Annotated in this window: 24 protein-coding genes and 1 tRNA gene; 22 read left to right on the plus strand and 3 right to left on the minus strand. The window is 65.8% G+C overall.

Translation table 11 applies throughout. The features are described 5' to 3' along the window. The first annotated feature begins 97 nt into the window (after positions 1-97). From AC3A4Z_RS09280 to AC3A4Z_RS09385, 22 genes are all read left to right on the plus strand, one after another. Positions 98-532 carry a MarR family winged helix-turn-helix transcriptional regulator gene (locus AC3A4Z_RS09280; RefSeq protein ID WP_498711329.1) on the plus strand — a complete coding sequence of 145 codons (435 nt, stop codon included), beginning with the start codon at positions 98-100 and terminating at the stop codon, positions 530-532. Positions 533-569: 37 nt separating this feature from the next. Continuing rightward, positions 570-998, plus strand: coding sequence for an organic hydroperoxide resistance protein (locus AC3A4Z_RS09285; RefSeq protein ID WP_498711330.1), 429 nt, complete (start codon positions 570-572; stop codon positions 996-998). Beyond that, entirely contained in the window at positions 995-2,014 is a 1,020-nt protein-coding gene (locus AC3A4Z_RS09290) for an NADP-dependent oxidoreductase (protein WP_498711331.1), read from the plus strand. Before AC3A4Z_RS09285 ends, AC3A4Z_RS09290 begins: the two co-directional genes overlap by 4 nt. A gap of 255 nt (positions 2,015-2,269) precedes the next feature. Next, on the plus strand, positions 2,270-3,379 hold the full coding sequence (locus tag AC3A4Z_RS09295) for a BMP family lipoprotein (RefSeq protein ID WP_498711332.1): 1,110 nt from the start codon (positions 2,270-2,272) through the stop codon (positions 3,377-3,379). A 181-nt stretch (positions 3,380-3,560) separates the two neighbouring features. Beyond that, positions 3,561-5,156, plus strand: a complete 1,596-nt coding sequence (locus AC3A4Z_RS09300) for an ABC transporter ATP-binding protein (protein ID WP_498711333.1) — start codon at positions 3,561-3,563, stop codon at positions 5,154-5,156. After that, positions 5,149-6,522 (plus strand): ABC transporter permease, encoded by a 1,374-nt coding sequence (locus AC3A4Z_RS09305; protein ID WP_498711334.1) that lies wholly within the window; start codon positions 5,149-5,151, stop codon positions 6,520-6,522. The genes AC3A4Z_RS09300 and AC3A4Z_RS09305 overlap by 8 nt, the downstream gene beginning before the upstream one ends. Continuing rightward, the gene (locus AC3A4Z_RS09310) at positions 6,519-7,844 is read left to right on the plus strand and encodes an ABC transporter permease (RefSeq protein WP_498711335.1); all 1,326 of its coding nucleotides are present in this window, start codon (positions 6,519-6,521) and stop codon (positions 7,842-7,844) included. The genes AC3A4Z_RS09305 and AC3A4Z_RS09310 overlap by 4 nt, the downstream gene beginning before the upstream one ends. Beyond that, positions 7,831-8,256: a cytidine deaminase gene (locus tag AC3A4Z_RS09315; RefSeq protein ID WP_498711336.1), complete on the plus strand. Its 426-nt coding sequence runs from the start codon at positions 7,831-7,833 to the stop codon at positions 8,254-8,256. Before AC3A4Z_RS09310 ends, AC3A4Z_RS09315 begins: the two co-directional genes overlap by 14 nt. Next, complete coding sequence (locus tag AC3A4Z_RS09320; RefSeq protein WP_498711337.1) at positions 8,253-9,587, plus strand: thymidine phosphorylase; 1,335 nt, start codon at positions 8,253-8,255, stop codon at positions 9,585-9,587. The genes AC3A4Z_RS09315 and AC3A4Z_RS09320 overlap by 4 nt, the downstream gene beginning before the upstream one ends. 6 nt (positions 9,588-9,593) lie before the next feature. Continuing rightward, positions 9,594-10,223, plus strand: coding sequence for a DedA family protein (locus AC3A4Z_RS09325; protein WP_498711338.1), 630 nt, complete (start codon positions 9,594-9,596; stop codon positions 10,221-10,223). Positions 10,224-10,349: 126 nt separating this feature from the next. Next, positions 10,350-11,090 carry a VTT domain-containing protein gene (locus AC3A4Z_RS09330; RefSeq protein WP_493970343.1) on the plus strand — a complete coding sequence of 247 codons (741 nt, stop codon included), beginning with the start codon at positions 10,350-10,352 and terminating at the stop codon, positions 11,088-11,090. A gap of 27 nt (positions 11,091-11,117) precedes the next feature. Then, entirely contained in the window at positions 11,118-12,254 is a 1,137-nt protein-coding gene (locus tag AC3A4Z_RS09335) for an adenosine deaminase (protein ID WP_050055905.1), read from the plus strand. A gap of 76 nt (positions 12,255-12,330) precedes the next feature. Beyond that, a complete protein-coding gene (locus tag AC3A4Z_RS09340) occupies positions 12,331-12,942 on the plus strand; it encodes a MazG nucleotide pyrophosphohydrolase domain-containing protein (RefSeq protein WP_498711430.1) in 612 nt (203 codons plus the stop codon). Between the two features lie 133 nt (positions 12,943-13,075). Beyond that, on the plus strand, positions 13,076-14,356 hold the full coding sequence (gene eno, locus AC3A4Z_RS09345; RefSeq protein WP_493970344.1) for a phosphopyruvate hydratase: 1,281 nt from the start codon (positions 13,076-13,078) through the stop codon (positions 14,354-14,356). A 123-nt stretch (positions 14,357-14,479) separates the two neighbouring features. Further along, complete coding sequence (locus AC3A4Z_RS09350) at positions 14,480-15,184, plus strand: FtsB family cell division protein (RefSeq protein ID WP_498711339.1); 705 nt, start codon at positions 14,480-14,482, stop codon at positions 15,182-15,184. 28 nt (positions 15,185-15,212) lie between these two features. Continuing rightward, positions 15,213-15,884 (plus strand): DUF501 domain-containing protein, encoded by a 672-nt coding sequence (locus AC3A4Z_RS09355; protein ID WP_498711340.1) that lies wholly within the window; start codon positions 15,213-15,215, stop codon positions 15,882-15,884. Continuing rightward, on the plus strand, positions 15,881-16,828 hold the full coding sequence (locus tag AC3A4Z_RS09360; RefSeq protein WP_498711341.1) for a Ppx/GppA phosphatase family protein: 948 nt from the start codon (positions 15,881-15,883) through the stop codon (positions 16,826-16,828). The genes AC3A4Z_RS09355 and AC3A4Z_RS09360 overlap by 4 nt, the downstream gene beginning before the upstream one ends. A gap of 6 nt (positions 16,829-16,834) precedes the next feature. Further along, positions 16,835-18,220: a S8 family serine peptidase gene (locus AC3A4Z_RS09365; protein ID WP_498711342.1), complete on the plus strand. Its 1,386-nt coding sequence runs from the start codon at positions 16,835-16,837 to the stop codon at positions 18,218-18,220. A 60-nt stretch (positions 18,221-18,280) separates the two neighbouring features. Next, complete coding sequence (locus AC3A4Z_RS09370) at positions 18,281-19,771, plus strand: NAD(P)/FAD-dependent oxidoreductase (RefSeq protein ID WP_498711343.1); 1,491 nt, start codon at positions 18,281-18,283, stop codon at positions 19,769-19,771. A 95-nt stretch (positions 19,772-19,866) separates the two neighbouring features. Beyond that, on the plus strand, positions 19,867-20,874 hold the full coding sequence (locus AC3A4Z_RS09375) for an N-acetyltransferase (protein WP_498711344.1): 1,008 nt from the start codon (positions 19,867-19,869) through the stop codon (positions 20,872-20,874). A gap of 20 nt (positions 20,875-20,894) precedes the next feature. Continuing rightward, a tRNA-Leu gene (locus AC3A4Z_RS09380) sits at positions 20,895-20,968 on the plus strand. A gap of 217 nt (positions 20,969-21,185) precedes the next feature. Further along, positions 21,186-22,538: an ABC transporter substrate-binding protein gene (locus AC3A4Z_RS09385; protein ID WP_498711345.1), complete on the plus strand. Its 1,353-nt coding sequence runs from the start codon at positions 21,186-21,188 to the stop codon at positions 22,536-22,538. A 76-nt stretch (positions 22,539-22,614) separates the two neighbouring features. Here the strand turns inward: AC3A4Z_RS09385 and AC3A4Z_RS09390 are convergent, their stop codons facing one another. From AC3A4Z_RS09390 to AC3A4Z_RS09400, 3 genes are read right to left on the minus strand one after another with little or no spacing between them, the layout of a single operon-like run. Next, positions 22,615-23,394 carry an ABC transporter ATP-binding protein gene (locus AC3A4Z_RS09390; protein WP_498711346.1) on the minus strand — a complete coding sequence of 260 codons (780 nt, stop codon included), beginning with the start codon at positions 23,392-23,394 and terminating at the stop codon, positions 22,615-22,617. Then, the gene (locus AC3A4Z_RS09395; RefSeq protein WP_498711347.1) at positions 23,391-24,488 is read right to left on the minus strand and encodes an ABC transporter ATP-binding protein; all 1,098 of its coding nucleotides are present in this window, start codon (positions 24,486-24,488) and stop codon (positions 23,391-23,393) included. The genes AC3A4Z_RS09390 and AC3A4Z_RS09395 overlap by 4 nt, the downstream gene beginning before the upstream one ends. Beyond that, the gene (locus tag AC3A4Z_RS09400) at positions 24,485-25,453 is read right to left on the minus strand and encodes a branched-chain amino acid ABC transporter permease (protein WP_050055893.1); all 969 of its coding nucleotides are present in this window, start codon (positions 25,451-25,453) and stop codon (positions 24,485-24,487) included. The genes AC3A4Z_RS09395 and AC3A4Z_RS09400 overlap by 4 nt, the downstream gene beginning before the upstream one ends.

Here is a 25,453-nt window from a genome sequence, read left to right on the forward strand (position 1 = left end):
CGGGGCGCGCCGCCGTCGTACTTTCCAATACCACGACCGAGCTTCCCCAGCCAGGCTCTAAGTTGTGCACAATCTAGTTGCGCGCTATGGTTTTGGCATGACTGATGTTCCCCGGCTGAACCGCCAGGTGTGTTTTGCGCTTTACTCTGCATCCCGTGCCGCCACTGCCGTCTACCGGCCTGTCCTCGAAGAGCTGGGCCTCACGTATCCGCAGTACCTGGTGATGCTGGTGCTGTGGGAAAGCGAGCCGCGCGGCGTGAAGGAACTGGGCGAAGAGCTCGGACTGGACTCGGGCACCCTGTCACCCCTGCTCAAGCGCCTGGAAGCGCTGGGGCTTGTGGAGCGCCGGCGGTCCGGAGAGGACGAACGCCGGGTCGCCATCCACCTGACGCCGGCCGGCCGGGAGCTGAGCGGAAAGGCCGGCGCCATCCCGCAGCGGCTGGCGGACGCCGCCGGGCTGACAGCCAACGAACTGGATCAGCTGCGCGACACCCTGGGCCGGCTGACGGCCGCCCTGCACAACGCGCTCTGACATGGAAGATTTCAACCCACAACAGGACGGAAACACCGTGAAACCCCTTTACACTGCAGAGGCGCTTGCCTCCGGCGAAGGCCGCGACGGCAACGCACGTACCAACGACGGCAAACTGGACGTCACCCTTTCAAGCCCCGTGGAGCTTGGCGGAACCGGCGAGGGCACCAACCCCGAACAGCTCTTCGCTGCCGGCTACGCCGCCTGCTTCCACTCCGCGCTCCGGCTGGTGGGCCGCAAGGAGCGCGCGGACCTGACCGATTCGGCAGTGGCCGCCAAGGTCCACCTCGGACAGCTGGACACCGCGGGTTTCGGGCTGGCGGCGGAACTGGAGATCGCCCTGCCGGCACTGGACCTGGCCACCGCTGAGGCGCTGGTGGCCAAAGCCCATGAAATCTGCCCTTACTATAACGCCACCCGCGGAAACATCACCGTGGACCTCAAGATCCTGGAGTACGCCGCATGAGCGTTGCAACGCTTCCCGCCACCACCCGTGAAATCCAGCTGGCCTCCCGGCCCGCGGGCCGGCCGGTTCCGGAGAACTTCCGGCTTACCGAGTCACCGTTGCCGGAACTCCAGGACGGCCAGGTCCTGGTCCGCAACCTCTTTATGTCCGTCGATCCCTACATGCGCGGGCGCATGAATGACGTCAAGTCCTATTCCGCGCCCTTCGCGCTGGACAAGACGCTCGACGGCGGCGCCGTGGGGGAGGTGATTGCCTCCCGTTCGGAGCGCCATCACGAAGGTGACGTGGTGGTGCATTCCCTGGGCTGGCGCGAATACGCAGTAGTAGACGCTGCCGCAGCCACGCCCGCACGCACCGACCTCGCCCCCGCGTCCGCTTTCCTCGGTGCACTGGGCATGACGGGGCTGACGGCATACGCCGGCCTGCTCAAGGTCGCAGAGTTCAAAGCCGGCGATGCCGTGTTCGTCTCGGGCGCGGCCGGTGCCGTGGGCTCACTGGTGGGCCAGATTGCCAAGGCCATGGGTGCATCCCGCGTGATTGGTTCCGCGGGCACTCCCACCAAGGTGGCCAGGTTGCTGGAACTCGGTTTTGACGCTGCCTTCGACTACCATGACGGGCCGGTCCTGGAGCAGCTGCAGAAGGCAGCCGGTCCAGCGGGCATCGATGTCTACTTCGACAATGTGGGCGGCGAACACCTTGAGGCCGCCCTGGCCACCCTCAACGTCGGCGGCCGCGTGGCGATGTGCGGCGCCATTGCCCAGTACAACTCCACCGGGCCCATGCCTGCCCCGCATAACCTGATGCTGGCCATCGGCAAGCAGCTCACCCTCAAGGGCTTCCTGGTGGGAGGGCAGCGGCAGCACGCCGCGGAGTTCGCCGAAAAGATGGCAGGCTGGCTCGCCGACGGCACGATCCGCTACGACGAGACCATCGTGGACGGGCTCGAGAATGCCCCGCAGGCGTTCATGGACCTGCTCGACGGCGCCAACACCGGCAAGATGCTGGTCCGTCTCTGACGGCTGTCCGGCAGCTAAACGCAGTAAGGGGCTGCACCCACCGTGCGGCCCCTACTCGTTGGTAACAACTTGTAAACAATCTCCTCAATGCTGCCCGGGTGTGCTACGGAGACGTGTCGCAGGCCACTAAAGTGGGTGCCATCAGTGCGCTCCGGCGCAGTGCTGCGAGCCCTCAGTGAAAACAGAATTTCAGTGCAGAAACGGACACTCATTGAATTCGAGCCGTAGCGCCACTCTCTTCATCCTGGAGGAAAATTGAAGAAATCACTGCGTGCACACGTCAAGCGTGGTTCACTGGCCGGCCTGGCTACCGTCAGCGCTTCGGCCCTTCTGTTGACGGCCTGCGGCGCAGCCCCCGAAGCCGGAAGCACTTCGTCCGCCGGTGCCACCGACTACACCGGCTGCATCGTCTCGGACTCGGGCGGATTCGACGACCAGTCCTTCAACCAGTCCTCCTACGAGGGCCTGAAGAAGGCCGAGTCCGATCTCGGTATCAAGGTCAACCAGGTCGAATCCAAGACCAACAACGACTTCGAGCCCAACCTCCGCGCCATGGTCACGGCCGGCTGCGACCTGACCGTCACCGTCGGCTTCCTGCTGGGCGACGCCACCAAGGCACAGGCAACGGCCAACCCGGAAAGCCACTTCGCCATCATCGACTTCGGCTACGAGACGCCCGTCAGCAACGTCAAGCCGATCATCTACGACACCGCGCAGGCAGCATTCCTTGCCGGTTACCTCGCCGCCGGTACCACCAAGACCGGCACGGTGGCCACCTTCGGCGGCATCAAGATCCCGACCGTCACCATCTTTATGGACGGCTACGCGGACGGCGTGAAGTACTTCAACGAGCAGAAGGGCAAGGACGTCAAGCTCCTTGGCTGGAACAAGGACGCCCAGGACGGCAGCTTCACTGGCGACTTCGAGAAGCAGGATGTGGGCAAGCAGCTCACCCAGAACTTCCTGGACCAGGGTGCCGATATCGTGATGCCCGTGGCAGGCCCGGTAGGCAAGGGCGCAGGTGCGGCGCTGAAGGAAGCCAAGGCAGCGGGCAAGGACGTCAAGTTGATCTGGGTTGACTCCGACGGCTACCTCACCGCCCCGGACTACAAGGACATTATGCTCTCCTCGGTCATCAAGAAGATGGATGAAGCAGTGGAAAACGTGGTGAAGGAGGACAAGGACGGCAAGTTCAGCAACGCCCCGTACGTCGGCACCCTGGCCAACGACGGCGTTCAGCTGGCACCGTTCCACGACCTTGAGTCCCAGGTCCCCGCGGACCTGAAGTCCGAACTGGAGCAGATTGAGAAAGACATCGTGGACGGCAAGCTGAAGGTCGAATCGGCAGCCAGCCCCAAGTCCTGACCCGTGCATGGAGCGCCGCCGCCCGGCTGGTCGATGACCGGCCGGGCGGCGGCGCTTTTTGCTGCTGCCTGCCTCTTTTGGGCTACCGCCCGCTCATCCCAAGACTGCAACCACTAGGCTGGTGCTGCAGCCACATATCCCGTCCGGTCGATCACTGGACGCTTCGAGATTGGTCAGAGTTTTGAAACTTGAACTCAGAGGGATCACCAAACGCTTCGGGACTTTGCTCGCCAACGATCACATCGACGTGGTGGTTGAACCCGGGCAGATCCACTGCCTTCTGGGCGAGAACGGGGCCGGAAAATCCACCCTGATGAATGTGCTGTACGGCCTGTACGAGCCGTCCGAGGGTGAAATCCTCGTCGATGACAAGGCCGTTTCCTTCCGCGGCCCCGGCGACGCGATGGCGGCCGGCATCGGTATGGTGCACCAGCACTTTATGCTCGTCCCGGTGTTCACGGTGGCCGAGAATGTGGCACTCGGCGCCGAACCCACCAAGGCCGCCGGCTTCCTGAACCTGGACGAGACACGCCGCCGGATCAAGGAGATCTCGGAGCAGTACGGGTTCGACGTCGATCCGGACGCCCTGGTGGAGGACCTGCCCGTGGGCGTCCAGCAGCGCGTCGAAATCATCAAGGCGCTGGTTCGGAACGCCAAGGTCCTGATCCTGGATGAGCCCACTGCGGTGCTGACACCCCAGGAAACCGACGAGCTGCTGGACATTATGCGCCAGCTCAAGTCCGGCGGCACCTCCATCGTCTTCATCTCCCACAAACTGCGGGAAGTGAAGGAAGTCTCCGACACCATCACCGTGATCAGGCGCGGAAAGGTGGTGGGCGAGGCCAGCCCGTCAGCCCCCACGGCGGAGCTGGCCTCCATGATGGTGGGACGTGCCGTGAGCCTGAACCTGGACAAGGCGCCCGCGCAGCCGAAGGACAAGACCTTCGAGGTCCGGGACCTCACCGTCATCGCCCCCAACGGCCAGCACGTAGTGGACGGACTCAGCTTCGATATCGCCCGCGGCGAGATCCTGGCAGTGGCCGGTGTGCAGGGCAACGGCCAGACCGAACTCACCGAAGCCATCCTCGGACTGCAGGACCGCGTTTCCGGTTCCATCAAACTGGACGGCAAGGAGCTGCTGGGCAGGTCGGTCAAGGAAGTCCTGAGGGCCGGCGTCGGATTCGTTCCGGAAGACCGCAAGGTGGACGGCCTGGTGGGCACCTTCTCCGTGGCCGAGAACCTGGTCCTGGACCTCTACGACAAACCACCCTTCGCGAAGGGCATCAGCATGAGCCCGGCGAAGATCCTGGAGAACGCCAAGGCGCGCATCGGCGAGTTCGACGTGCGCACGCCGTCGGCCGTTGCCGCCGCCGGAACACTCTCCGGCGGCAACCAGCAGAAAGTAGTGATGGCCCGCGAGCTTTCCCGCCCGCTGCGCCTGTTCATCGCCTCCCAGCCAACCCGCGGCGTGGATGTGGGTTCCATTGAGTTCCTGCACCGCCGGATTGTGGCCGAGCGGGACCAGGGCACACCGGTGATGATCATCTCCACGGAGCTGGACGAGGTTATGGAACTGGCAGACCGCATCGCAGTGCTCTACAAAGGCAGGCTGGTGGGCATTGTGCCGGCCGGCACCGGACGCGACGTCCTGGGCCTGATGATGGCGGGAATTCCGCCGGAGGAACACTCCCAGCCGCCAGTGCCGGGAACAGGACACTCGTCAGCCGCAGCCGCCACGGCCTCCACTTCCGACGCCGAAGGAGGCGACCATGTCTGACAAGCATCCCCCCAAGCATGCGGCCGACGAACCCGGCCCCGGGGCCCGGGAAACACCGGCCGCGGAAAACCAGACGGCCGCCGTCGTCAGCGTTGATACCGCCGGCGGTGCCATGGAACCCTCAGCCGTCCCCGCCACTGCCCAAAGCGGGCAGCTGCCGGGCGGCCCGGACACTTTGCTCCGCAGGATCTTTACCGGCAGCGGCATGGTTTCGGTCCTCGCCGTACTGCTGGCGCTCATCATCGGCGGGCTCCTGATCGCCAGCACCGACAAGCAGGTGGCCACCACCTCCACGTACTTCTTCGCCCGTCCCACCGACTTCCTGGCGGCCGTCTGGAACGCCGCCACCCGCTCCTATATAGCCCTGTTCCAGGGCTCGGTCTTCAACCCGCGGGGCAACAGCGTTGCCGCCCAGTTCGCGCCGTTTATGGAGACACTCACCATCGCCACACCGCTCATCACGGCCGGTCTCGGCGTCGCACTGGCCTTCCGCGCGGGCCTGTTCAACATCGGCGCCCAGGGCCAGATCATCGTGGCCGGCATCCTGGCAGCCTGGGTGGGCTTCGCCCTCCACCTGCCCCTGGGCCTGCACCTGCTGCTGGTCCTGCTGGCCGGCATCATCGGCGGCGCGTTCTGGGGCGGACTCGTAGGCGTCCTCAAGGCACGGACGGGCGCCCACGAGGTCATCCTGACCATCATGTTCAACTACATCGCGCTGTACTTCCTGCGGTACCTGCTGAACACGCCGGCCTTCCAGCGGCCTGGGGAGTCCAACCCCATTTCGCCCATCCTGGACCCCAGCGCCGTGTACCCGCAGATTTTTGGCAGCCAGTACCGCCTGCACCTCGGCTTCCTCCTGGCCATCGCAGCCACCGTCCTGGTGTGGTGGCTGCTGAACCGTTCCACCGTGGGCTTCGAGTTCCGGGCTGTGGGCGCCAACCCCAAGGCCGCGCAGACCGCAGGCATTAACGTCTCCCGCTCCACCATCCTGGTGATGGCCATCGCCGGCGGGCTGGCCGGCATGTCCGGCGTGGCCCAGGTGGCCGGCACCGAGAAAGTCCTCACCGACGGCGTGGCCGCCACCTACGGGTTCGACGCCATCACCGTTGCCCTCCTGGGACGTTCGACGCCGTGGGGCACCTTCGCCGCGGGCCTCCTGTTCGGCGCCTTCCGCGCCGGAGCGGTCCAGATGCAGATCCAGACCGGAACCCCCATCGACATCGTCCTGGTGGTCCAGTCCCTGATTGTGCTCTTCATCGCGGCGCCGCCGCTGGTCCGGGCCGTCTTCGGCCTGAACCCGCGCCGCAAGAAGCAGGCCCGCACCGCCAAGTCCCGCAAGGCAGCAACCACCGGAGGTGCAGTATGAGCACAACAGTTTCGTCGCCCCGGCCGGGAAAGCCGCAGCCGGGCAACACCGTCCCCGATGCCGGTTCCGCCGCCGTCTCCACCAAACCCGTGACCTGGCGGACCCCGGTCCTGCTCACCATTTTCGGTCTCATCGCCCTGGTCTTCTTCGGCCTGATGGCGCCCAACCAGACCGCCAGCTTTGGGATCTCCACCAGCGAAGACTTTTTCCAGCTGCCGGCCCTGCAGGTGAACGCCTTTGCCGGCGGCATCGTCCTCGCCGTCCTCCTGCTAGGGCTTGCCGCCTATGCCGTCTACCTCAAGACCAGGGGCAGGCCGGCTCCGGGCTGGCTGACCGTCACCTTCATCGTCCTGTTCGTGGCCGCATTCCTCATCTGGGTGGTGGGCGGCGCCCGTACCCCGAACATTTCCCTGGCCGGCCTGATTGCAGGGTCCGTCACCCTTGCGGTACCGCTGGTGTTCGGTTCGCTGTCCGGTGTCCTGTGTGAGCGCGTGGGCGTGGTGAACATCGCCATCGAGGGCCAACTCCTGGGCGGCGCCTTCACCGCCGCCATCGTGGCCAGCATGACGCAGAACCCGTTCGTCGGGCTGGCGGCGGCCGCCGTGGCCGGAGCGGTGGTGTCCATGGTGCTGGCGCTTTTCAGCATCAAGTACCTCGTCAACCAGATCATCGTGGGTGTGGTGCTGAACGTCCTGGTTTCCGGCGTCACGGGATTCCTCTTCAGTACCGTGATGCAGGCCAACAAGGCCCAGTTCAATTCGCCTCCCGGGCTGGACATCATCGAGATTCCCGTCCTGTCCAGCATCCCCATCATCGGGCCCATCCTGTTCCGCCAGTCCCTGGTGGGGTACCTGATGTACATCGCGGTCCTGGTGGTCTGGGTGGGCCTGTTCAAGACCCGCTGGGGCCTCCGCGTCCGGGCCGTCGGTGAGCACCCGCAGGCGGCCGACACGCTGGGCATCAACGTCAACGCCACGCGTTTCTGGAACGTCACCCTGGGCGGGGCAGTGGCAGGCATCGGCGGCTCCTTCTTCACCCTGGTGGCGATCGACAGCTTCACCAAGGAGATCTCCGGCGGGCGCGGCTTCATTGCGCTGGCCGCCCTGATCTTCGGCCGGTGGAACCCGATCGGTGCCTTCTTCGCCGCGCTGCTGTTCGGGTTCGCGGACAACCTGCAGAGCATCGTGACCATCATCGGAACCCCGGTCCCCAGCCAGTTCATGGCCATGCTGCCCTACCTGGTGACAGTCCTGGCCGTGGCCGGGCTGGTGGGGAAATCAAGGGGCCCGGCGGCCAGCGGCATTCCCTATGTCAAGGGTTGACCCGGTGGCGGGCTCGAAGGACCCGGACTGGTCAGCCCTGGAGGCTGCCGCCGTTGCTGCCATGAGGAACGCCTACGTTCCCTACTCGAAGTTCCCGGTGGGGGCGGCGGCGTTGACCCAGGACGGCCGGATTGTCAGCGGCTGCAATGTTGAAAATGCCAGTTACGGGCTGACCCTGTGCGCCGAGTGCGCGCTGGTGGGCAACCTGCACATGACCGGCGGCGGGCTGCTCCGGGCGTTCTACTGCGTGGACGGCAGCGGCAACGTCCTGATGCCCTGTGGGCGCTGCCGCCAGCTGCTCTACGAATTCCGGGCGCCCGGCATGGAGCTCATGACCACCCAAGGCATCAAAACCATGGACCAGGTGCTGCCCGACGCCTTCGGTCCCGAACACCTGGAGGAAACCCGGTGACAGCCACCCGCGCCCAGAAGAACAACACCGCCGAAGCGTTCGACGCCGTCGACATCATCCGCATCAAGCGGGACAAAGGCACCCTCAGCCCGGACCAGATCGACTGGACCATCGATGCCTACACCCGCGGCGTGATCGCGGATGAGCAGATGGCCGCGCTGAACATGGCCATCCTGCTCAACGGCATGGACCGCAGCGAGATTGCCCGCTGGACTGCCGCGATGATCGCTTCGGGCGAGCGGATGGACTTCTCCAGCCTCCGCCGGCCCGACGGCGGCCTGAAGTACACCTCGGACAAACACTCCACCGGAGGCGTGGGGGACAAGATCACCCTGCCGCTGGCGCCGCTTGTGGCCGTCTTCGGCGTCGCCGTTCCGCAGCTCTCCGGCAGGGGACTGGGCCACACCGGCGGCACCCTGGACAAGCTGGAATCCATCCCTGGCTGGCGCGCATCGCTCAGCAACGAGGAGATGCTGGCCCAGCTGCAGGACGTGGGCGCCGTCATTTGCGCCGCCGGCGCCGGCCTGGCTCCCGCGGACAAAAAGCTCTACGCGCTCCGCGACGTCACCGGCACCGTGGAGGCGATCCCACTCATCGCGTCCTCGATCATGAGCAAAAAAATCGCCGAAGGGACCGGCTCGCTGGTCCTGGACGTCAAGGTGGGCAGCGGCGCCTTTATGAAGGATGAGGCCAAGGCCCGCGAACTCGCCGAGACTATGGTGGCCCTGGGCAAGGACGCCGGCGTCAACACGGTGGCCCTCCTCACGAACATGAGCACTCCGCTCGGCCTCACCGCCGGCAACGCCATCGAGGTCGAGGAATCCGTGGAGGTGCTCGCCGGCGGCGGGCCGGACGACGTGGTGGAGTTGACCGTCCGGCTCGCAGAGGAAATGCTCGCGGCCGCTGGCGTCCACGACGCCGATCCCGCCGCCGCACTTAAGGACGGCCGCGCCATGGACGTCTGGAACCGCATGATCGAGGCGCAGGGCGGCGACCCGCGGGCCAAGCTGCCGAAGGCCCGGGAATCCGAGGTGGTGTACGCCCCGGCGGATGGTGTGCTGGTGGAATTGGATGCCTTGGCTGTGGGAGTGGCCGCCTGGCGGCTCGGCGCCGGACGCGCGCGCAAGGAGGATGCTGTCCAGGCGGGTGCGGGCGTGCGGATGCACGCCAAGCCCGGTGCCGGGGTCCGGGCGGGTGAGCCGCTGATGACCCTGCTGACCGATACCCCCGAGCGCTTCGCAAGGGCAAAGGAAGCGCTCGAGCAGGCAGTGGTCATCGCGCCGGAGGGATCGCGGCCGGCGCAGCGCCTGATCATCGACCGCATAGCATAGGGTCCCATGCAAGCCATCAATGACTTCATCCTCGCCGCGGCGGGGCAGCCGTGGGTGCTGTTCCTGGTCCTGGCATGCTGCGTCATTGACGGTTTCTTTCCGCCCATCCCCAGCGAATCCGTGGTGGTGGGCCTCTCGGCCGTGGCCGCCACCGCAGACGTTCCCAACCCCTGGCTCCTGATGCTGGTGGCAGCCCTGGGCGCTTTCTCGGGGGACAACATCGCGTACCTGATCGGGCGCCGGGTGGGTACCCGGCGCTGGTCATGGATGCGGGGAGCCCGTATGCAGAGCGCGTTCCGGTGGGCGGGCCGGGAACTGCGCAAGCGTCCGGCGTCGCTCATCCTGGTGGCGCGGTTCGTTCCGATCGGCCGGGTAGCGGTCAACCTCACAGCCGGCGTCACGCACTATCCCCACCTGCGCTTCGTGGGCCTGACCGTGCTGTCGGCGTCCTTGTGGGCAGCCTATTCCGTGGGGATCGGACTGTTTTTCGGCCAGTGGTTTGAAGACAACCACCTCCTCGGCGCCGCCATCGCCATCCTGTGTGCCGTGGCGCTGGGGATCGTGGTTGACCTCGTTATCAACCGCATCCGGCGCAGGCCTCCGATGGTGGAGCGGATGAAGGAACCGGAAGCGTAGTTCAAGCGTTGTTCCGGCAGGCCAGGGCGTAGCGAATTGCGTTGTGGCCATGGGACACTTAGGAACGATTTCCGCTTTGGCTGCGCCACTTAGGCCCGTGCCATTTTGCATAGGAGCAAGACCCGCGTGGAGTTTATTAATGAGGCCGTGCTCCATGCAGCGGGCCAGTGGTGGATCTACCCCGTCCTGCTGTTGTTTTTCTTTGTGGACGGCTTCGCCATGGTGGTCCCCAGCGAGACCCTGATCGTGGCCCTTGCGGCGTTCTCCCGGCACGGTGGAGAACCCAACCTGTGGATCCTCGGCCTCACCGCGCTGGTCGGCGCCATCGCCGGGGACAACATGGCCTTTATGCTCGGACGCCGGATCGGGCTGAACCGCTGGAAGTGGATGCGCCGGCCCAAAGTCCAGAAGGCTTTCGGCTGGGCACGCTACGAGCTGGACAAGCGCGGTGCAGTGCTGATTTTCACTGCCCGCTACATTCCCTGGGGCCGGGTGGCCGTCAACTACGTGGCCGGCAGCACCGGATTCTCCCACCGCCGCTTCTTCCTGCTGGACGCCTTCGCCTGCGTCACCTGGGTGGGGTACTCCATCGGCATCGGCCTGCTGGCCAGCTCCTTCCCGTGGCTCCACCACAACCCGCTGCTCAGCGCAGCCATCGCCGTGGTGTTCGCCATCGTGCTCGGCGTCCTCATCGACCACCTGCTCCGGTTGTGGCACAAGCATCTTGCCCGCAATGACGCCCAAGAGGTGGATGAGTGGCTCGACGGCGGCAGGTCCGGAGCGACCACCCTGAATCCGGGCAGCACTGACGTGCCTGCTCCCGGGGCCGGGGACGGCGATCACGCCGTCACGAAGCGGCTGGCATAGAACCCCCGCCCACCCTAAGGTGGGAACGTGACTGAGCCTATTGTTGACGCTGCCCCTGCCATCGATTTTGACCTGAAGAGCCTGCCCAAGGTGTCCCTTCACGACCACCTGGACGGGGGACTCCGTCCGGCAACCATCATCGAACTGGCCGGGGCCGTTGGCCACACCCTCCCGTCCACCGATCCGGTGGCGCTGGGCCAGTGGTTCCGTGAGTCCGCCGATTCCGGCTCCCTGGTCCGCTACCTGGAGACGTTCGACCACACCGTCGCCGTGATGCAGACCGCCGAAGGCCTCTTCCGCGTTGCCAAGGAATTCGTTGAGGACCTCGCTGACGACGGCGTGGTGTACGGCGAGGTGCGCTGGGCCCCGGAACAGCATCTGCAGAAGGGCCTCACGCTCGACGAAGCAGTGGAAGCCGTGCAGGACGGCCTGGAAGCCGGCGTTGAAGCCGTGGGGGAGACCGGACGCGAAATCCAGGTAGGCCAGCTCATCACCGCAATGCGCCACGCGGACCGCGGCCAGGAGATCGCCGAACTCGCCGTGCGCCACCGGAACAAAGGCGCAGTGGGCTTCGACATTGCCGGCGCCGAAGACGGCTTCCTGCCGTCCCGCTTCCGCGACGCCTTCACCTACCTGGCCCAGCACAACTTCCCCGCCACAGTGCACGCGGGCGAGGCAGCGGGCCTGGACAGCATCCAGTCCGCCCTGGTGGACGGCCGCGCCCTGCGCCTGGGACACGGCGTCCGGATCGCCGAGGACATCATGGTGGAGTTCGACGACGATGAGGACACCGAGGACACCATCGGCCTGGTGACACTGGGCGACCTCTCCAGCTGGGTCCGCGACCGCGGCATCGCCCTGGAAATCTGCCCGTCCTCGAACCTCCAGACCGGCGCCATCGCCGGGTTCGGCGAGGGCATCGAAAGCCACCCGCTGGACATGCTGTACCAGCTGGGCTTCAACGTCACCATCAACACCGACAACCGGCTGATGAGCGGCGTGACCCTGACCGACGAGTTCGAACTGCTGGTGGAAACCTTCGACTACGACCTCGACGACCTCCTGGAACTGACGCTGAACGCCGCAGAGGCATCCTTCCTGCCGCTGGAGGAAAAGGAGGCGCTGGTGGAGTACATCAACGACGCCTACGCCAACCTTGGCTGACGAACAGGTGGCCGGCAGCTCCCCGGTAGGGGAGCTGCAGTGGGTGCTTGCGTCCTTGCGTGAGCACTGCCCCTGGATGGGTGCCCTGACGCACGAATCCCTGGTGGAGTACCTCCTCGAGGAGGCGTACGAGGTAGCCGAAACCATCGAGGCACGCGCTTCCGGCGGAGCCGCGGGGGAGGAACACTTCGACGCCGAACTGCGGGGGGAGCTGGGCGACGTCCTGCTCCAGGTGGTGCTGCATGCCCGCCTCGCCGAGGAGCGCGGCGCCTTCACGTTCGACGACGTGGCCCGCGGCCTCAGTGCCAAGATGGTGCGGCGCAACCCCCACGTGTTCCGTCCGGACGGCTCGCTGCAGGACAGCTTTCCGGCCACGGTTGAGGAGATCGTGCAGAAGTGGGATGCGGTGAAGCGGGCGGAACGGCCGGAGCGGCAGGATCCGTTTGCAGGGATCCCGCTGGCCCTGCCGGCACTCGCGAGGGCGCAGAAGTCCATCGACCGCGCGGCAAGGGCCGGCGTCGAACTGCCTGCACAGGCTCCCATCCCGGAAACGGAAGAAGAGCTCGGCGAGCTGCTGCTCGCCGTCGTACGTTCCGCACATGCCAGCGGATTCGACGCCGAGCGCGCCCTCCGCGGCGCCGTGCGGAACTACCAGCAGCACGTCCCGCAGCAGCACCAACAGAGTTAGCCGCACCATCATGACGTCCGGGGGCTGGATAGGTTTCCGTAACCCGGACCACTCTCGACTACGCTGGTCCCTGACGAGTACGTCGAGTTTTCAGCTGTATTTCCCCCGTTAATCGCCCATAAGGAGCAAATTCATGGCGCTTATCGATGCCATCCACGCCCGCGAAATCCTTGATTCCCGCGGCAACCCGACTGTAGAAGTTGAAGTTCTGCTCTCCGACGGCCAGATCGGCCGCGCTGCAGTTCCCTCCGGCGCTTCCACCGGTGAGCACGAGGCCGTTGAGCTCCGTGACGGCGACAAGGGCCGCTACCTCGGCAAGGGCGTCCAGAAGGCCGTTGACGCGATCATCGACCAGATCGCCCCGGCCCTGACCGGCTTCGACGCCACGGACCAGCGCAGCATCGACCAGGCCATGCTGGACCTGGACGGCACCCCGAACAAGGGCAAGCTGGGCGCCAACGCCATCCTGGGTGTTTCGCTGGCCGTGGCCAACGCCGCCGCCGCTTCCGCCGACCTGCCGCTGTACAAGTACCTGGGCGGCCCGAACGCCCACGTCCTGCCGGTCCCGCTGATGAACATTCTCAACGGCGGCTCGCACGCCGACTCGGACGTTGACATCCAGGAATTCATGATCGCCCCGATCGGTGCCGAGACCTTCTCCGAAGGCCTGCGCTGGGGCGTTGAGGTCTACCACAACCTCAAGTCCGTGCTCAAGGAAAAGGGCCTCTCCACCGGCCTCGGCGACGAGGGCGGCTTCGCCCCGAACCTGCCGTCCAACCGTGCAGCCCTGGACCTGATCCAGGAAGCCATCAAGAACGCCGGCTACACCCCGGGCAAGGACATCGCCCTGGCCCTGGACGTTGCCTCCTCCGAGTTCTTCACCGACGGTGCCTACCAGTTCGAAGGCAAGTCGCTGACCTCCGCCGAGATGAGCGCCTACTACGCCGAGCTCGTGGCCGACTACCCGCTGGTTTCCATCGAAGACCCGCTGGACGAGAACGACTGGGAAGGCTGGAAGACCCTCACCGATGCCATCGGCGACAAGGTCCAGCTGGTGGGTGACGACCTGTTCGTGACCAACCCCTCCATCCTGCAGCGCGGTATTGACACCAAGACCGCCAACTCCCTGCTGGTCAAGGTCAACCAGATCGGCTCCCTCACCGAGACGCTGGACGCCGTCAGCCTGGCCCAGCGCGCCGGTTACACCACCATCACCTCGCACCGCTCCGGCGAAACCGAGGACACCACCATCGCCGACATCTCGGTGGCCACCAACGCCGGCCAGATCAAGACCGGCGCGCCGGCCCGCTCCGAGCGTGTTGCCAAGTACAACCAGCTGCTGCGCATCGAAGAGGAACTCGACGACGCCGCACGCTACGCGGGCCGCAGTGCCTTCCCGCGTTTCAAGGGCTAGTAGCCGCGTAAACCAATAACCGGTGGCTATGGTTGAAAGACCATAGCCACCGTTGTTGTTTCCGGCATTGTTCCAGCCCAAAAAAGTGGCGGCCCCAGGCAGGCTGCGCGTTTCAGGAGTGTCATGGCTACCCGCCGTCCCAAAGTTCCCAAGGTTGCCTCATCCCGCCCGGGCAGCACCCAGGCAACGCATGACGCAGCTGACGGCGCTGACGTCATCCGCGCCGATTTCGGCTCGGGTAAGGGAAAGCCGGGCTCGGCTGCCAGCCATGGTTCAGCGGGGACCTCCGGGGACCACCACCACGCAGCGGCTGCAGGCAAGGCCCCGCGGTCACAACCGGCAAAAGGGCACTCCGCACAAGGGTCCGACGGCGGGAAGGGGACAGGTGCCCGCGGCGCCTCCCGGGCACCCGGCAAGGACACCGATGAGGATCAGCAGCCCGTACCGGCCAAGGCGTTTTCCGGCAGGATGCTCGCCCTGGCCGTGGTGATGATTGCCATCACCATCATGCTCGCGCCCACGGTGAAGATCTTCTTCGACAAGCGGGCTGAAATAGCGGCCCTGAACGCCGATATCGCTGCACGTGAGGCCGAAGGCAACAGCCTGCGGCAGCAGGTCTCCCGCTGGCAGGACCCCAACTACGTGAAACAGCAGGCCCGGGACCGCATTAACATGGTTATGCCGGGTGAAACCGGCTACTGGGTCTTCGGCAGCGATCTGCCGGCCGGAGAAAGCAGTAGCCAGACCGGTGCAGCAGCACAAGACCCCGCCGATCTGCCGTGGGTGGATTCCCTGTGGGAGTCCATCACGCGCGCGGCCACAGACTGAACCGCAACAGGAAGGACGGCCAGCGACAGTGGAACCTTACACGGCAGCCGCCCGGGACGAATCCCGCAAACCATCACCGCACGATCTGGAAGTACTGAGCCGCCAATTGGGACGGCCGGTGCGTGACGTGGTGGAAATTCCTGCCCGCTGCATCTGCGGCAACCCGCTGGTGGCCGCCACCGCTCCGCGCCTGGGCAACGGAACGCCGTTCCCCACCACCTTCTACCTGACACACCCTGTCATCACCTCTGCCGTCTCCAGGCTGGAAGCGGCAGGCGTGATGAACGAGATGAATCAGCAGCTTGCCGGCGACCAGGACCTGGCCGCAGCGTACCGCTCCGCGCATGAGGCCTACCTGGCGGCCCGCGCCGCCATCGGCGAGCGGTCGGGCATCGGTGCCGTTCCCGAGATCGACGGGATCTCCGCCGGCGGGATGCCCACCCGCGTCAAATGCCTGCACGTCCTGGTGGGCCACTCGTTGGCCGCGGGCCCCGGCGTCAACCCCCTCGGGGACCAGGCGATCACTGCCATCAGCGAGTGGTGGACCGTCGACAGGTGCTACTGCGAAGGCGCCTGGGACACCTCCGGCGAAGCGCCCTCCAAGGACCTGAGCCGGCACGGCCCGCAGGGGCTGCCGGACATCGTGGGCAGGCCTGCGCCCGTCCGAAAGACAACCGGCACCACCGGGGCGGCGACATGACCCGCGTTGCCGCCATAGACTGCGGCACCAATTCCATCCGCCTCCTCATCGCAGACATCCAGCGAAACAACGGGACCACCACCCTCACTGATGTTGTGCGGGAAATGCGGGTGGTCCGGCTGGGCCAGGGAGTGGACGCCACCGGTGAACTCGCTCCGGAAGCACTGGAGCGCACGTTCGCCGCCACCGCCGATTACGCCCGGCTCATCAAGGAGCACGAAGCAGCCAGGGTGCGCTTCGTGGCCACATCCGCCAGCCGCGACGCCCGGAACCGGGACGCCTTCGTGGACGGAATCCGCGACCTGCTGGGCGTGGAACCTGAAGTCATCTCCGGCGATGAGGAAGCCGCCCTGTCCTTTGCCGGGGCCAGCAGCGTCCTGCCCATCCTGGACGGCCAGGAGGTGCTCGTGGTGGACCTGGGCGGCGGCAGCACCGAGTTCGTCCTCGGCACTGCGGTCGGAGTGACGGCCGCCAAGTCCGTTGACATCGGCTGTGTCCGCCTCACCGAGCGGCACCTGCGCCAGGACCCGCCCACTGCGGAACAGATCGCGGCTGCCCAGGCCGACGTGGACAACGCCATCGCCCGCGCTCACCAGGACGTTCCGCTGGAACGCGCCACCGCCGTCGTGGGTGTTGCCGGATCCATTACCACCATCACCGCGCACGCCCTCCGGCTGCCCGAATATGCGCCTGACGCGATCCACGGCACCGAACTGCCCCTGCACACTGTCCGTGCAGCGGCCGGCGACCTGCTGGCCATGGAGCGCGCCGACCGCGCCGCGCTGCCGTACATGCACCCGGGCCGGGTGGACGTCATCGGCGCAGGCGGGCTGGTGTGGGGCCGGATCCTCGAGCGGCTGCACGAGCTGACCGGTGGGCGCATCGCCACGGCCACGGCCAGCGAACACGACATCCTCGACGGCATCGCGCTGAGCATCGGCTGACCGCCCATGCAGAAAAACGCAACCGGGAAGACGCCACCGCTCGGGCGGACCGGCGCGGCCCTGCTGGCCCTGCTCCTGGCAGCCTGCTGCCTCGGAATCGGCCTCGTCACCGCACCCGCCGCCCACGCGGACGAATGGCGCGACAAACAGTATTGGCTGGCTGAATCCGGAATCACCAAGGCCTGGGAAGTCTCCAAGGGCGCCGGCGTCAAGGTGGCCGTGATCGACAGCGGCGTGGACGCCAAGCATCCGGACCTCAAGGGTGCCGTGGTGGGAGGCTACGACGCTTCCGGCTCCGGGCAACCCGACGGGCAAAAGATTGTGGGCTCCAAGACCGAGCACGGCACCCTGGTGGCCACCATGCTCGCCGGGCGCGGCCACCAGCCTGCCGACGCCACAGCCAGTCCTTCCCCTGGACCCGCCGCGCTTCCTCCTGACGGAATCGTAGGCGTGGCCCCGGAAGCCCAGATCCTCTCCGTCTCCACCTGGCTGGGTTCAACCAACCCCTCGGGCAAGAGCGACCAGGACCAGATCCCCGAAGCCGTCCGCTGGGCAGTGGACAGCGGCGCCAGGGTCATCAACATCTCCCTCGGCAGCACCACCCCGCAGTGGCCGCAGAGCTGGGACGCCGCTTTCCTCTATGCCGAGCAAAAAGACGTGGTGATTGTGGCCGCCGCCGGCAACCGGGTGGGCGGCAACATCCAGGTGGGCGCGCCTGCCACTATTCCGGGCGTCCTCACCGTCGCCGGCCTGGACCGCAAGGGGGCAGCCTCCGTCGACGCGTCCTCGCAGGGCATCAGCATCGGCGTGGCAGCACCGGCGGAGAACCTGCTGGGCGGCGTTCCCGGCGGCAGCTACGCCGAATGGCAGGGAACCTCCGGCTCCACACCCATCGTTGCCGGCGTCGCCGCACTGATCCGGTCCAAGTGGCCGGAGATGAGCGCAAAGCAGGTCATCAACAGGATCGTGTCCACGGCCAAGGACGCCGGCGCCCCCGGCAAGGACCCGCTGTACGGGTTTGGTGTGCTGAACGCGGAGGCTGCCCTCAAGGACAACGTTCCCGAGGCCTCGGCCAACCCGCTCGGCTCCATCGCGGAATGGATCAGGGTGCACCGCCGGGGGAACCTGGCCACCCCGACTCCGCTTCCCACCGCCGAGGTTCCCAGCGCAGTGGCTACGCTGCCGGAGGCCACGGTACCTGCGGCAGAACCTCCGTCCCAGCGGGACAGTGCCCTTGCCGCCGCCGTCGTGATCGGTTTTGGCCTGCTGTTCGTGGCGATCATCGCGGCAGCGGTGGTCCAGCTCAGGCGGGCAGCCAGGAGTCCCGGCGAACTGCCGGAGGAGCCTGACACCGGCGTGGTGGACCGGGTGGATACGGGCCGGAAAACCTAGGGTCGGCAGCCTTCCTGACAGTTAGTGAAGATTTTCACAAACTGCTGTATCCTTGAAACCATGGCAACCACCCCAGAGCTCCAGGACCGTCCCAGGGTACTCGTCGTCGGCGGCGGGTACGTCGGCCTGTACGTAGCACTCAAACTGCAGAAGAAGATCGCGAATGCCGGTGGCATCGTCACCCTCGTGGATCCACTGCCCTACATGACCTACCAGCCCTTCCTGCCCGAGGTGGCCGGCGGCAACATTGAGGCTCGGCACGCGGTGGTCTCCCACCGCAAGCACCTCCAGCAGACCGAACTGATCCAGGGCCGGGTCACCGGGATCGACCACGCCAACCGCACTGCGGTGGTGGCACCCGCTGACGGCGGCGCGCCTTTCGAGGTTCCCTACTTCGACGTCGTCCTGGCCGCCGGTGCCATCACCCGCACCTTCCCCATCAAGGGCCTCGCGGACAAGGGCATTGGCCTGAAGACCATCGAGGAAGCGGTTGCGCTCCGCAACAAGGTCCTCGAGCGCATTGAACTCGCCTCCACCATGACCGATCCCGCTGCCCGCGCCAAGGCCCTGACCTTCGTGGTGGTGGGTGGCGGTTTTGCCGGCATCGAGTGCATCACCGAGATGGAGGACCTTGCCCGGGCCGCCGTCCGCAACAACCCGCGCATCAAGCAGGAGGAAGTCCGCTTCGTCCTGGTGGAAGCCATGGGCCGCATCATGCCCGAGGTCACTGCCAAGCAGGCCGAATGGGTTGTGGAGCACCTCCGCAGCCGCGGCATCGAGGTGCTGCTCAACACCTCCCTGGACAGCGCCGAAGGCACCCTCAAGCTCATCAACCTGCCGGACAAGTCCCCGGCCCAGGAATTCGAAGCCGACACCCTCGTCTGGACCGCCGGCGTGCAGGCCAACCCCATGGTCCGTTCCACCGACTTCCCGCTCGAGCCCCGCGGCCGTGTACGTGTCCTGCCGGACCTGCGCATCGCCGGTGACGAAGGCATCATCGACAACGCCTGGGCTGCCGGCGACGTCGCCGCTGTCCCGGACCTCACCGGAAAGGGCCTGCCGGACGGCACCTGCGTCCCCAACGCCCAGCACGCGCTGCGCCAGGCCAAGCGCCTCGCCAAGAACCTGTGGGCCTCCCGCTGGGACAAGCCGCTCAAGGACTACAAGCACAAGAACCTGGGCGCCGTTGCAGGCTTCGGCGAGTGGAAGGGTGTTGCCAACATCAACCTCGTGGGCAGCATCGGGCTCAAGGGCGGACTCGCCTGGCTGGCACACCGCGGCTACCACGGCCTGGCCATGCCCACGTTCGAGCGCAAGTTCCGGGTGATCTTCAACTGGATCCTCAGCTTCTTTGCAGGCCGCGACACCACGCAGCTGATGGACCTGGACAACCCGCGCGGTGCCTTCGTGGCAGCGGCTGCCCCGGCACCCAAGCCGGCTGCCGCACCCGCTGCGGGCGCCGTACCCGCCGCCCCGCCGGCAGGCGGCGCAGGCTCGGCGGAAAAGACGAAGGTCGATCCCAAGGAATCCGTGACGGCCAACGCCAAGTAGGACCGGTCCTGCCTTAACGCACGACGGCGGCTGTTCCCTTCCGGGGGACGGCCGCTGTTTGCGTCGGCGCTTCTTCCGCCTCCTAGACTGGCAGCATGACTGGCGAGAAAAACCTGCAGGCCCTGCTCGCGGGGATGCGTCCGGTGCAGCGGACCGGAGAGTACGTCTACGTCCTGTGGCCGCACGGGCGGCCGCTGGCAGCAGGCATTGAAGCGGCCGTCCGCGAGGCCGAAGGACTTACCGTAGTGCTGCCCCGTGCCGAGGCGGACAGCGAAGGGTTGTCCTACGACTTCGTCGGGGCCTGGATCACGCTGGAGATCCATTCTGCGCTGGAGGCGGTGGGACTGACCGCCGCGGTCAGCAAAGCCCTTACGGACGCCGGCATCAGCTGCAACGTTCTGGCAGGCTTCCACCACGACCACCTCCTGGTGCCGGTTGTTGACGCACCTCGAGCGCTTGAGGTGCTGGCTGAACTCTCCGCACGCAGCCGGCAGGGGCCGGGCCGGCTTCCGGACGTTGGCTGGCTGCAGGGTGGCGCACAGGTTCAGGATGGTGTGCGGCCGGTTCCCGGGCTGCAGCTGCGCGATGAGACTCCGGAAGACCGGGACGCGATCCTCGCACTGACAGCTGAGGCGTTCGCCATCTCCCCGGCCACGGGCCTTCCCGCAGAAGGGGAGCCGGTGGAAGTCAACGTCCTGCGCGAACTGTTCGAGGCCAAGGAATACCTGCCTGGCTTCAGCGTGGTGGCGGTGCTGGACGGCGAGGTGGTGGGCCACGTCATCAGCACCCGCGGATGGGTGGGCAGCCACGAACTCCTTGGCCTTGGCCCCCTCGGCGTCACCCCGCGGCTCCAGCGAAAGGGCATCGGGTCTGCGCTGATGAAGGAGACCATTGCCCGGGCCAACGCTGCGGGGGAGAGCGGCATAGCGCTTTTGGGCAGCCCGGAGTATTATCCGCGGTTTGGCTTCGTGCCGGCTGCCACGCTGGGCGTCCTCCCGCCCGAAGAAGCCTGGGGGGATCATTTCCAGCTCCTGCCGCTCGCGCTGTGGCCCGGAGGCGTCCATGGCGTCTTCCGGTATGCCGAACCATTCACCCGCCTCTAACGGGATACCATGGAGCCGTTGCCCCAGTAGCCCAATTGGCAGAGGCAGCGGACTTAAAATCCGCGTGTTGTGGGTTCGAGTCCCACCTGGGGTACAAAATCGTCGCCGCTGCTGGCAGCCGCGAACAAGGGAAGCCGCCCATCTTAGGGGCGGCTTCCTGCGTTTAATTCCGCATATGCAACGACTGTTATATAGATGTGACCTCAGTCACTTATCTTCGCCTGGGATATGCATTAGCTTGAAGCTAAATCAGGAACACCTGATTTTTCGCGTCAAAGGCCGTTCGCACCTTTAGATCGAGGAGCTCGTAAATGACTTTATTCCCCCATGCGGGAACCCGCGCTGCCAAGCTGACAGTGCTTGGCATCGGCGTCGCCTTTATGGCGACGGCGTGCGGCGGTTCGTCCACACCCACGGCGTCCGAGTCCACCACCGCTGCTGCGGCAGGTATCGCGTGCCCGGCACCTGAGGGCGGCGGGGGCGCGGCTGCGTCGCAGACGGCGGAAACAGGTTCCGTTCCGCCCTCTACCGGCACCACGGATACACCGCTGCGGATAGGCTCGCTGCTGCCCACCACCGGATCGCTTGCCTTCCTCGGCCCGCCCGAAATCGCGGGCGTCAACCTTGGCATTGAAGAAGTCAACAAGGCCGGCGGCGTCCTGGGCAAGCCGGTGGAAGTGATCCACCGCGACTCCGGCGATACCAAGACCGATATCGCCACCCAGTCCACGTCCGCACTGCTGGGCCAGGGGGTCAGCGCCGTCATCGGTGCAGCATCCTCGGGCGTTTCCAAGACGGTCATCAACCAGATCACCGGTGCCGGCGTCATCCAGTTCTCGCCGGCCAACACGTCCCCGGACTTCACCACGTGGGATGACAAGGGCCTGTACTGGCGCACGGCACCCTCGGATGTGCTCCAGGGCAAGGTTCTGGGCAACTACATGGCCACCTGCGGTGCGCAGACCGTGGGCATGATTGTCCTCAACGATGCCTACGGCACGGGCCTGGCCAAAAACATCAAGTCCGCCTTTGAATCAGCCGGCGGCCAGGTGGTTGCGGAGGAGCTCTTCAACGAGGGCGATACCCAGTTCAGCAGCCAGGTGGACAAGATCCTTGCTGCCAAGCCCGACGCTATCGCCCTGATCACCTTCGACCAGGCCAAGAGCATCGTCCCGCTGATGACCGGCAAGGGCGTCAAGCCCACCCAGATGTTCCTGGTGGACGGCAACACCTCCGATTACAGCAAGGACTTCCAGGCCGGTACGCTCAAGGGCGCCCGCGGCACCATCCCGGGCACCTTCGCCCAGGAGGACTTCAAGAAGAAGCTGCTGGCCATTGATCCGGCGCTGAAGGACTACAGCTACGCCGGTGAGTCCTACGACGCCGTCAACCTGATCGCGCTGGCCGCGGAATCCGCGAAGAGCACGAAGGGCGTGGATATCGCAGCCAAGCTCAAGGAAGTTTCTGAGGGCGGCGAGAAGTGCACTTCCTACGCGGCCTGTGTCACGCTGATCCGTGAGGGCAAGGATGCGGACTACGACGGCCAGTCCGGCCCGGTTTCCTTCTCGGACGCCGGTGACCCGACCGAAGCCTACATTGGCATCTACGAGTACCAGGATGACAACAAGTACAAGGCAGTCAAGGAAGAGTTCGGCAAGCTCTAACAGCCCTTCCTGAAGCACAAAGGGAGCCTCCGTCCAGATGGACGGAGGCTCCCTTTGTGTGTATCTGGAGTGAGGGCTATTCGACGGTGTCGGCAAGGGTGCCGAGGTAGAGCTGGATCACCTTCGGATCCTTCATCAGCTCCCGGCCCGTGCCGGTGTACGCATCCCTGCCCTGGTCCAGGACGTAGCCGCGGTCGCAGATCTGCAGGCAGCGGCGCGCATTCTGTTCCACCATGATCACGGACACCCCGGCCCGGTTGATCTCATGGACGCGCAGGAAGGTCTCATCCTGCTTGACCGGGGACAGGCCGGCGGATGGCTCGTCCAGCAGCAGCACTGCCGGGTCCATCATCAGGGCCCGGCCCATGGCCACCATCTGGCGCTCCCCGCCGGACAGCGAGCCGGCCCGCTGGGCACGGCGCTTGCCGAGTTCGGGGAACAGGCCGGTCACGAAGTCGAAGCGCTCAGCGAAGTCCTTGGGCCGCTGGAACATACCCATCTGGAGGTTTTCCTCGATGGTCAAAGTGGCAAAGACGTTGTTGGTTTGCGGAACAAACCCCACGCCGCGACTGACCAGCTTGTTGGCCTTCAGCCCGGTAATGTCCTGGCCGCGGACCACCACGGTGCCCGAGTGGACTTTGACCAGCCCGAACATGGCCTTCAGGAGGGTCGACTTGCCGGCACCGTTGGGGCCGATAATGCCGATGAGTTCGCCTTTGCGGGCCTCAATGCTGCAGCCGTTGAGGATGTTGACCCCCGGCAGGTAGCCGGCCACCAGGTTGGTGACCTTCACTACCGAGTCGCCGTCGATGACCGGCTGGGCGGCGGATGCCGCGCTCGTGCTGCTGCTGCTCATGGGGTGTCCTTCTCTCGGCGCTCTTCACCACTGATGTCCGTGCTGCCGTGGCGGCCGGGAGTGCCGCCGCTTGCAGGCCGCTCCGTCTGCCGGGATGTTCCGGTTTCTTCGGCTACCACGTCAAGAGAAATGATGCCGGCATTCTCGGTTCCCACCACGGACTCTTGGTCACTCACCAGCTCGGCTGCCAGTTCCTTGATGCCCTCGGAGTCACCCAGGTCCACATCATGGTGGGCGCCGAGGTAGGCATCAATAACCGCGGGGTTTTTCATCACCTCTGCGGGCGGGCCCTCAGCCACCACTTTGCCCTCTGCCATCACCACCACCCAGTCGGCGATGTGGCGGACCATGTGCATGTCGTGTTCGACGAACAGCACCGTCATGCCTTCTGCCTTGAGGTTCTTGATGTGGTCCAGCAGGGACTGCGTCAGCGCCGGGTTAACGCCGGCCATGGGCTCATCCAGCATCACCAGCTTGGGCCGCACCATCAGGGAGCGCGCCATTTCGAGGAGCTTGCGCTGGCCGCCCGAGAGGGATGCCGCGTAATCGTCCTTTTTGGTGTCCAGTTTGAACTTCTCGAGGAGGACGTCCGCCTCGGCGGTGATTTGTTTCTCCCGGCCGCCCCAGATGCCCTTGAACAGGGCCTTGGCCAGGCTTTCCCCGGGCTGGTTTGCCGCGCCGAGCCGCATGTTCTCCATGACCGTCAGTTTGCCCATGACCTTGGTCAGCTGGAAGGTGCGGACCATTCCCATCCGCGCCACCTTGTACGGCGAGACGCCGGCAATGCTCTTGCCTTCAAACTGCCATTTGCCGCTGTTGGGCGTATCAAAGCCGGTGAGGAGGTTGAACAGTGTGGTCTTGCCTGCTCCGTTGGGACCAATCAGGGCCGTGATCTTGTGGCGGGGAATTTCGAGGTATTCGACGTCCACCGCGTTGATGCCGCCGAAGCTTCGGGTCACGTTCTCCGCTACTACGATGGGATCGCGCTTCTTGCAGCCTGGACCAATGTCGCCGGCTGCGATGGGCCGGGCATCGGTCATGTAGTCCGGCTCCGTGGAGCCGGGATTGGTTGGTTCCGTGCTGTGCATGCTCATGCGAACGCCAGCTCCTTCTTGTTTCCGAAGACGCCCTGGGGCCTGAAGATCATCAGCAGCATCAGGGCGACGCCCACCAGGATGTAGCGCAGCTGCCCGGCCTGGACCGTGTTGAGCCACGTGACGGCCCCCGACTCGATGAGGCCGTACAGGATGCCCTGGGTCAGCGACAGGACTACCCAGAAGATCATGGCCCCGATCACCGGACCGAGCACCGTGCCCAGGCCGCCGAGCAGGAGGCAGGTGTAGAGGAAGAACGTCAGTTCCGTGCCGTAGTTTGCCGGCTGCACGGCTCCGCGGGGGAGGGTAAACACCATGCCGGCGAGTGCGCCGAGGACGCCGCCGATGATGAGGGCCTGCATCTTGTAGGCGTAAACGTTCTTCCCGAGGGAGCGGACGGCGTTCTCATCCTCGCGGATGCCCTTGAGGACGCGTCCCCAGGGGCTCCGCATCAGCAGCCACACCAGCGTGCAGCAGATGGCCACCAGGGCCCAGCCCACCACCCGGATGAAGAAGTCGCGGTTGTTCATGCCGAAGTAGGAGCCTTCGGGGAACGGGTTCATGGCGTAGAACCCGCCTTCGAACGCAGCAAGGCCGTTGGCCGAACCGGTCACCGAGGTGAGCTGGTTGGTGGTGACGATGTACCGGACGATTTCGGCTGCCGCGATGGTCACGATGGCCAGGTAGTCGGCGCGCAGCCGCAGCGTGGGGATACCCAGCAGCAGGGCAAAAATCGAGGAGGCAATGATGGCAATCAGCAGCCCGACAAAAAACGGGACGCCGAAGGTGAGGGTGGAGATGGCGAAACCGTAGGCTCCCACCGCCATGAAGCCGGCCTGCCCGAAGTTCAGCAGGCCGGAGTACCCGAAATGTACGGCGAGCCCGAGGGCAGCCAGGGCGTAGGCCGCCGTCGTCGGGCTGAAAATTTCACCGGCAGCGCTGGCAAGAATAAATCCAAAGTCCAT

Source organism: Arthrobacter sp. Soil_C_49 (assembly GCF_057656635.1).

Excerpts from the sequence above, each read along its gene's own strand:
- AC3A4Z_RS09315 (WP_498711336.1), top strand. The coding sequence starts at position 7,831 with ATGTCAAGGGTTGACCCGGTGGCGGGCTCGAAGGACCCGGACTGGTCA.
- AC3A4Z_RS09395 (WP_498711347.1), bottom strand. The coding sequence starts at position 24,488 with ATGAGCATGCACAGCACGGAACCAACCAATCCCGGCTCCACGGAGCCG.
- AC3A4Z_RS09340 (WP_498711430.1), top strand. The coding sequence starts at position 12,331 with ATGGGTGCCCTGACGCACGAATCCCTGGTGGAGTACCTCCTCGAGGAG.
- AC3A4Z_RS09305 (WP_498711334.1), top strand. The coding sequence starts at position 5,149 with ATGTCTGACAAGCATCCCCCCAAGCATGCGGCCGACGAACCCGGCCCC.
- AC3A4Z_RS09280 (WP_498711329.1), top strand. The coding sequence starts at position 98 with ATGACTGATGTTCCCCGGCTGAACCGCCAGGTGTGTTTTGCGCTTTAC.
- AC3A4Z_RS09325 (WP_498711338.1), top strand. The coding sequence starts at position 9,594 with ATGCAAGCCATCAATGACTTCATCCTCGCCGCGGCGGGGCAGCCGTGG.
- AC3A4Z_RS09350 (WP_498711339.1), top strand. The coding sequence starts at position 14,480 with ATGGCTACCCGCCGTCCCAAAGTTCCCAAGGTTGCCTCATCCCGCCCG.
- AC3A4Z_RS09360 (WP_498711341.1), top strand. The coding sequence starts at position 15,881 with ATGACCCGCGTTGCCGCCATAGACTGCGGCACCAATTCCATCCGCCTC.
- AC3A4Z_RS09310 (WP_498711335.1), top strand. The coding sequence starts at position 6,519 with ATGAGCACAACAGTTTCGTCGCCCCGGCCGGGAAAGCCGCAGCCGGGC.
- AC3A4Z_RS09290 (WP_498711331.1), top strand. The coding sequence starts at position 995 with ATGAGCGTTGCAACGCTTCCCGCCACCACCCGTGAAATCCAGCTGGCC.
- AC3A4Z_RS09365 (WP_498711342.1), top strand. The coding sequence starts at position 16,835 with ATGCAGAAAAACGCAACCGGGAAGACGCCACCGCTCGGGCGGACCGGC.
- AC3A4Z_RS09400 (WP_050055893.1), bottom strand. The coding sequence starts at position 25,453 with ATGGACTTTGGATTTATTCTTGCCAGCGCTGCCGGTGAAATTTTCAGC.
- AC3A4Z_RS09385 (WP_498711345.1), top strand. The coding sequence starts at position 21,186 with ATGACTTTATTCCCCCATGCGGGAACCCGCGCTGCCAAGCTGACAGTG.
- AC3A4Z_RS09375 (WP_498711344.1), top strand. The coding sequence starts at position 19,867 with ATGACTGGCGAGAAAAACCTGCAGGCCCTGCTCGCGGGGATGCGTCCG.
- eno (WP_493970344.1), top strand. The coding sequence starts at position 13,076 with ATGGCGCTTATCGATGCCATCCACGCCCGCGAAATCCTTGATTCCCGC.
- AC3A4Z_RS09370 (WP_498711343.1), top strand. The coding sequence starts at position 18,281 with ATGGCAACCACCCCAGAGCTCCAGGACCGTCCCAGGGTACTCGTCGTC.
- AC3A4Z_RS09390 (WP_498711346.1), bottom strand. The coding sequence starts at position 23,394 with ATGAGCAGCAGCAGCACGAGCGCGGCATCCGCCGCCCAGCCGGTCATC.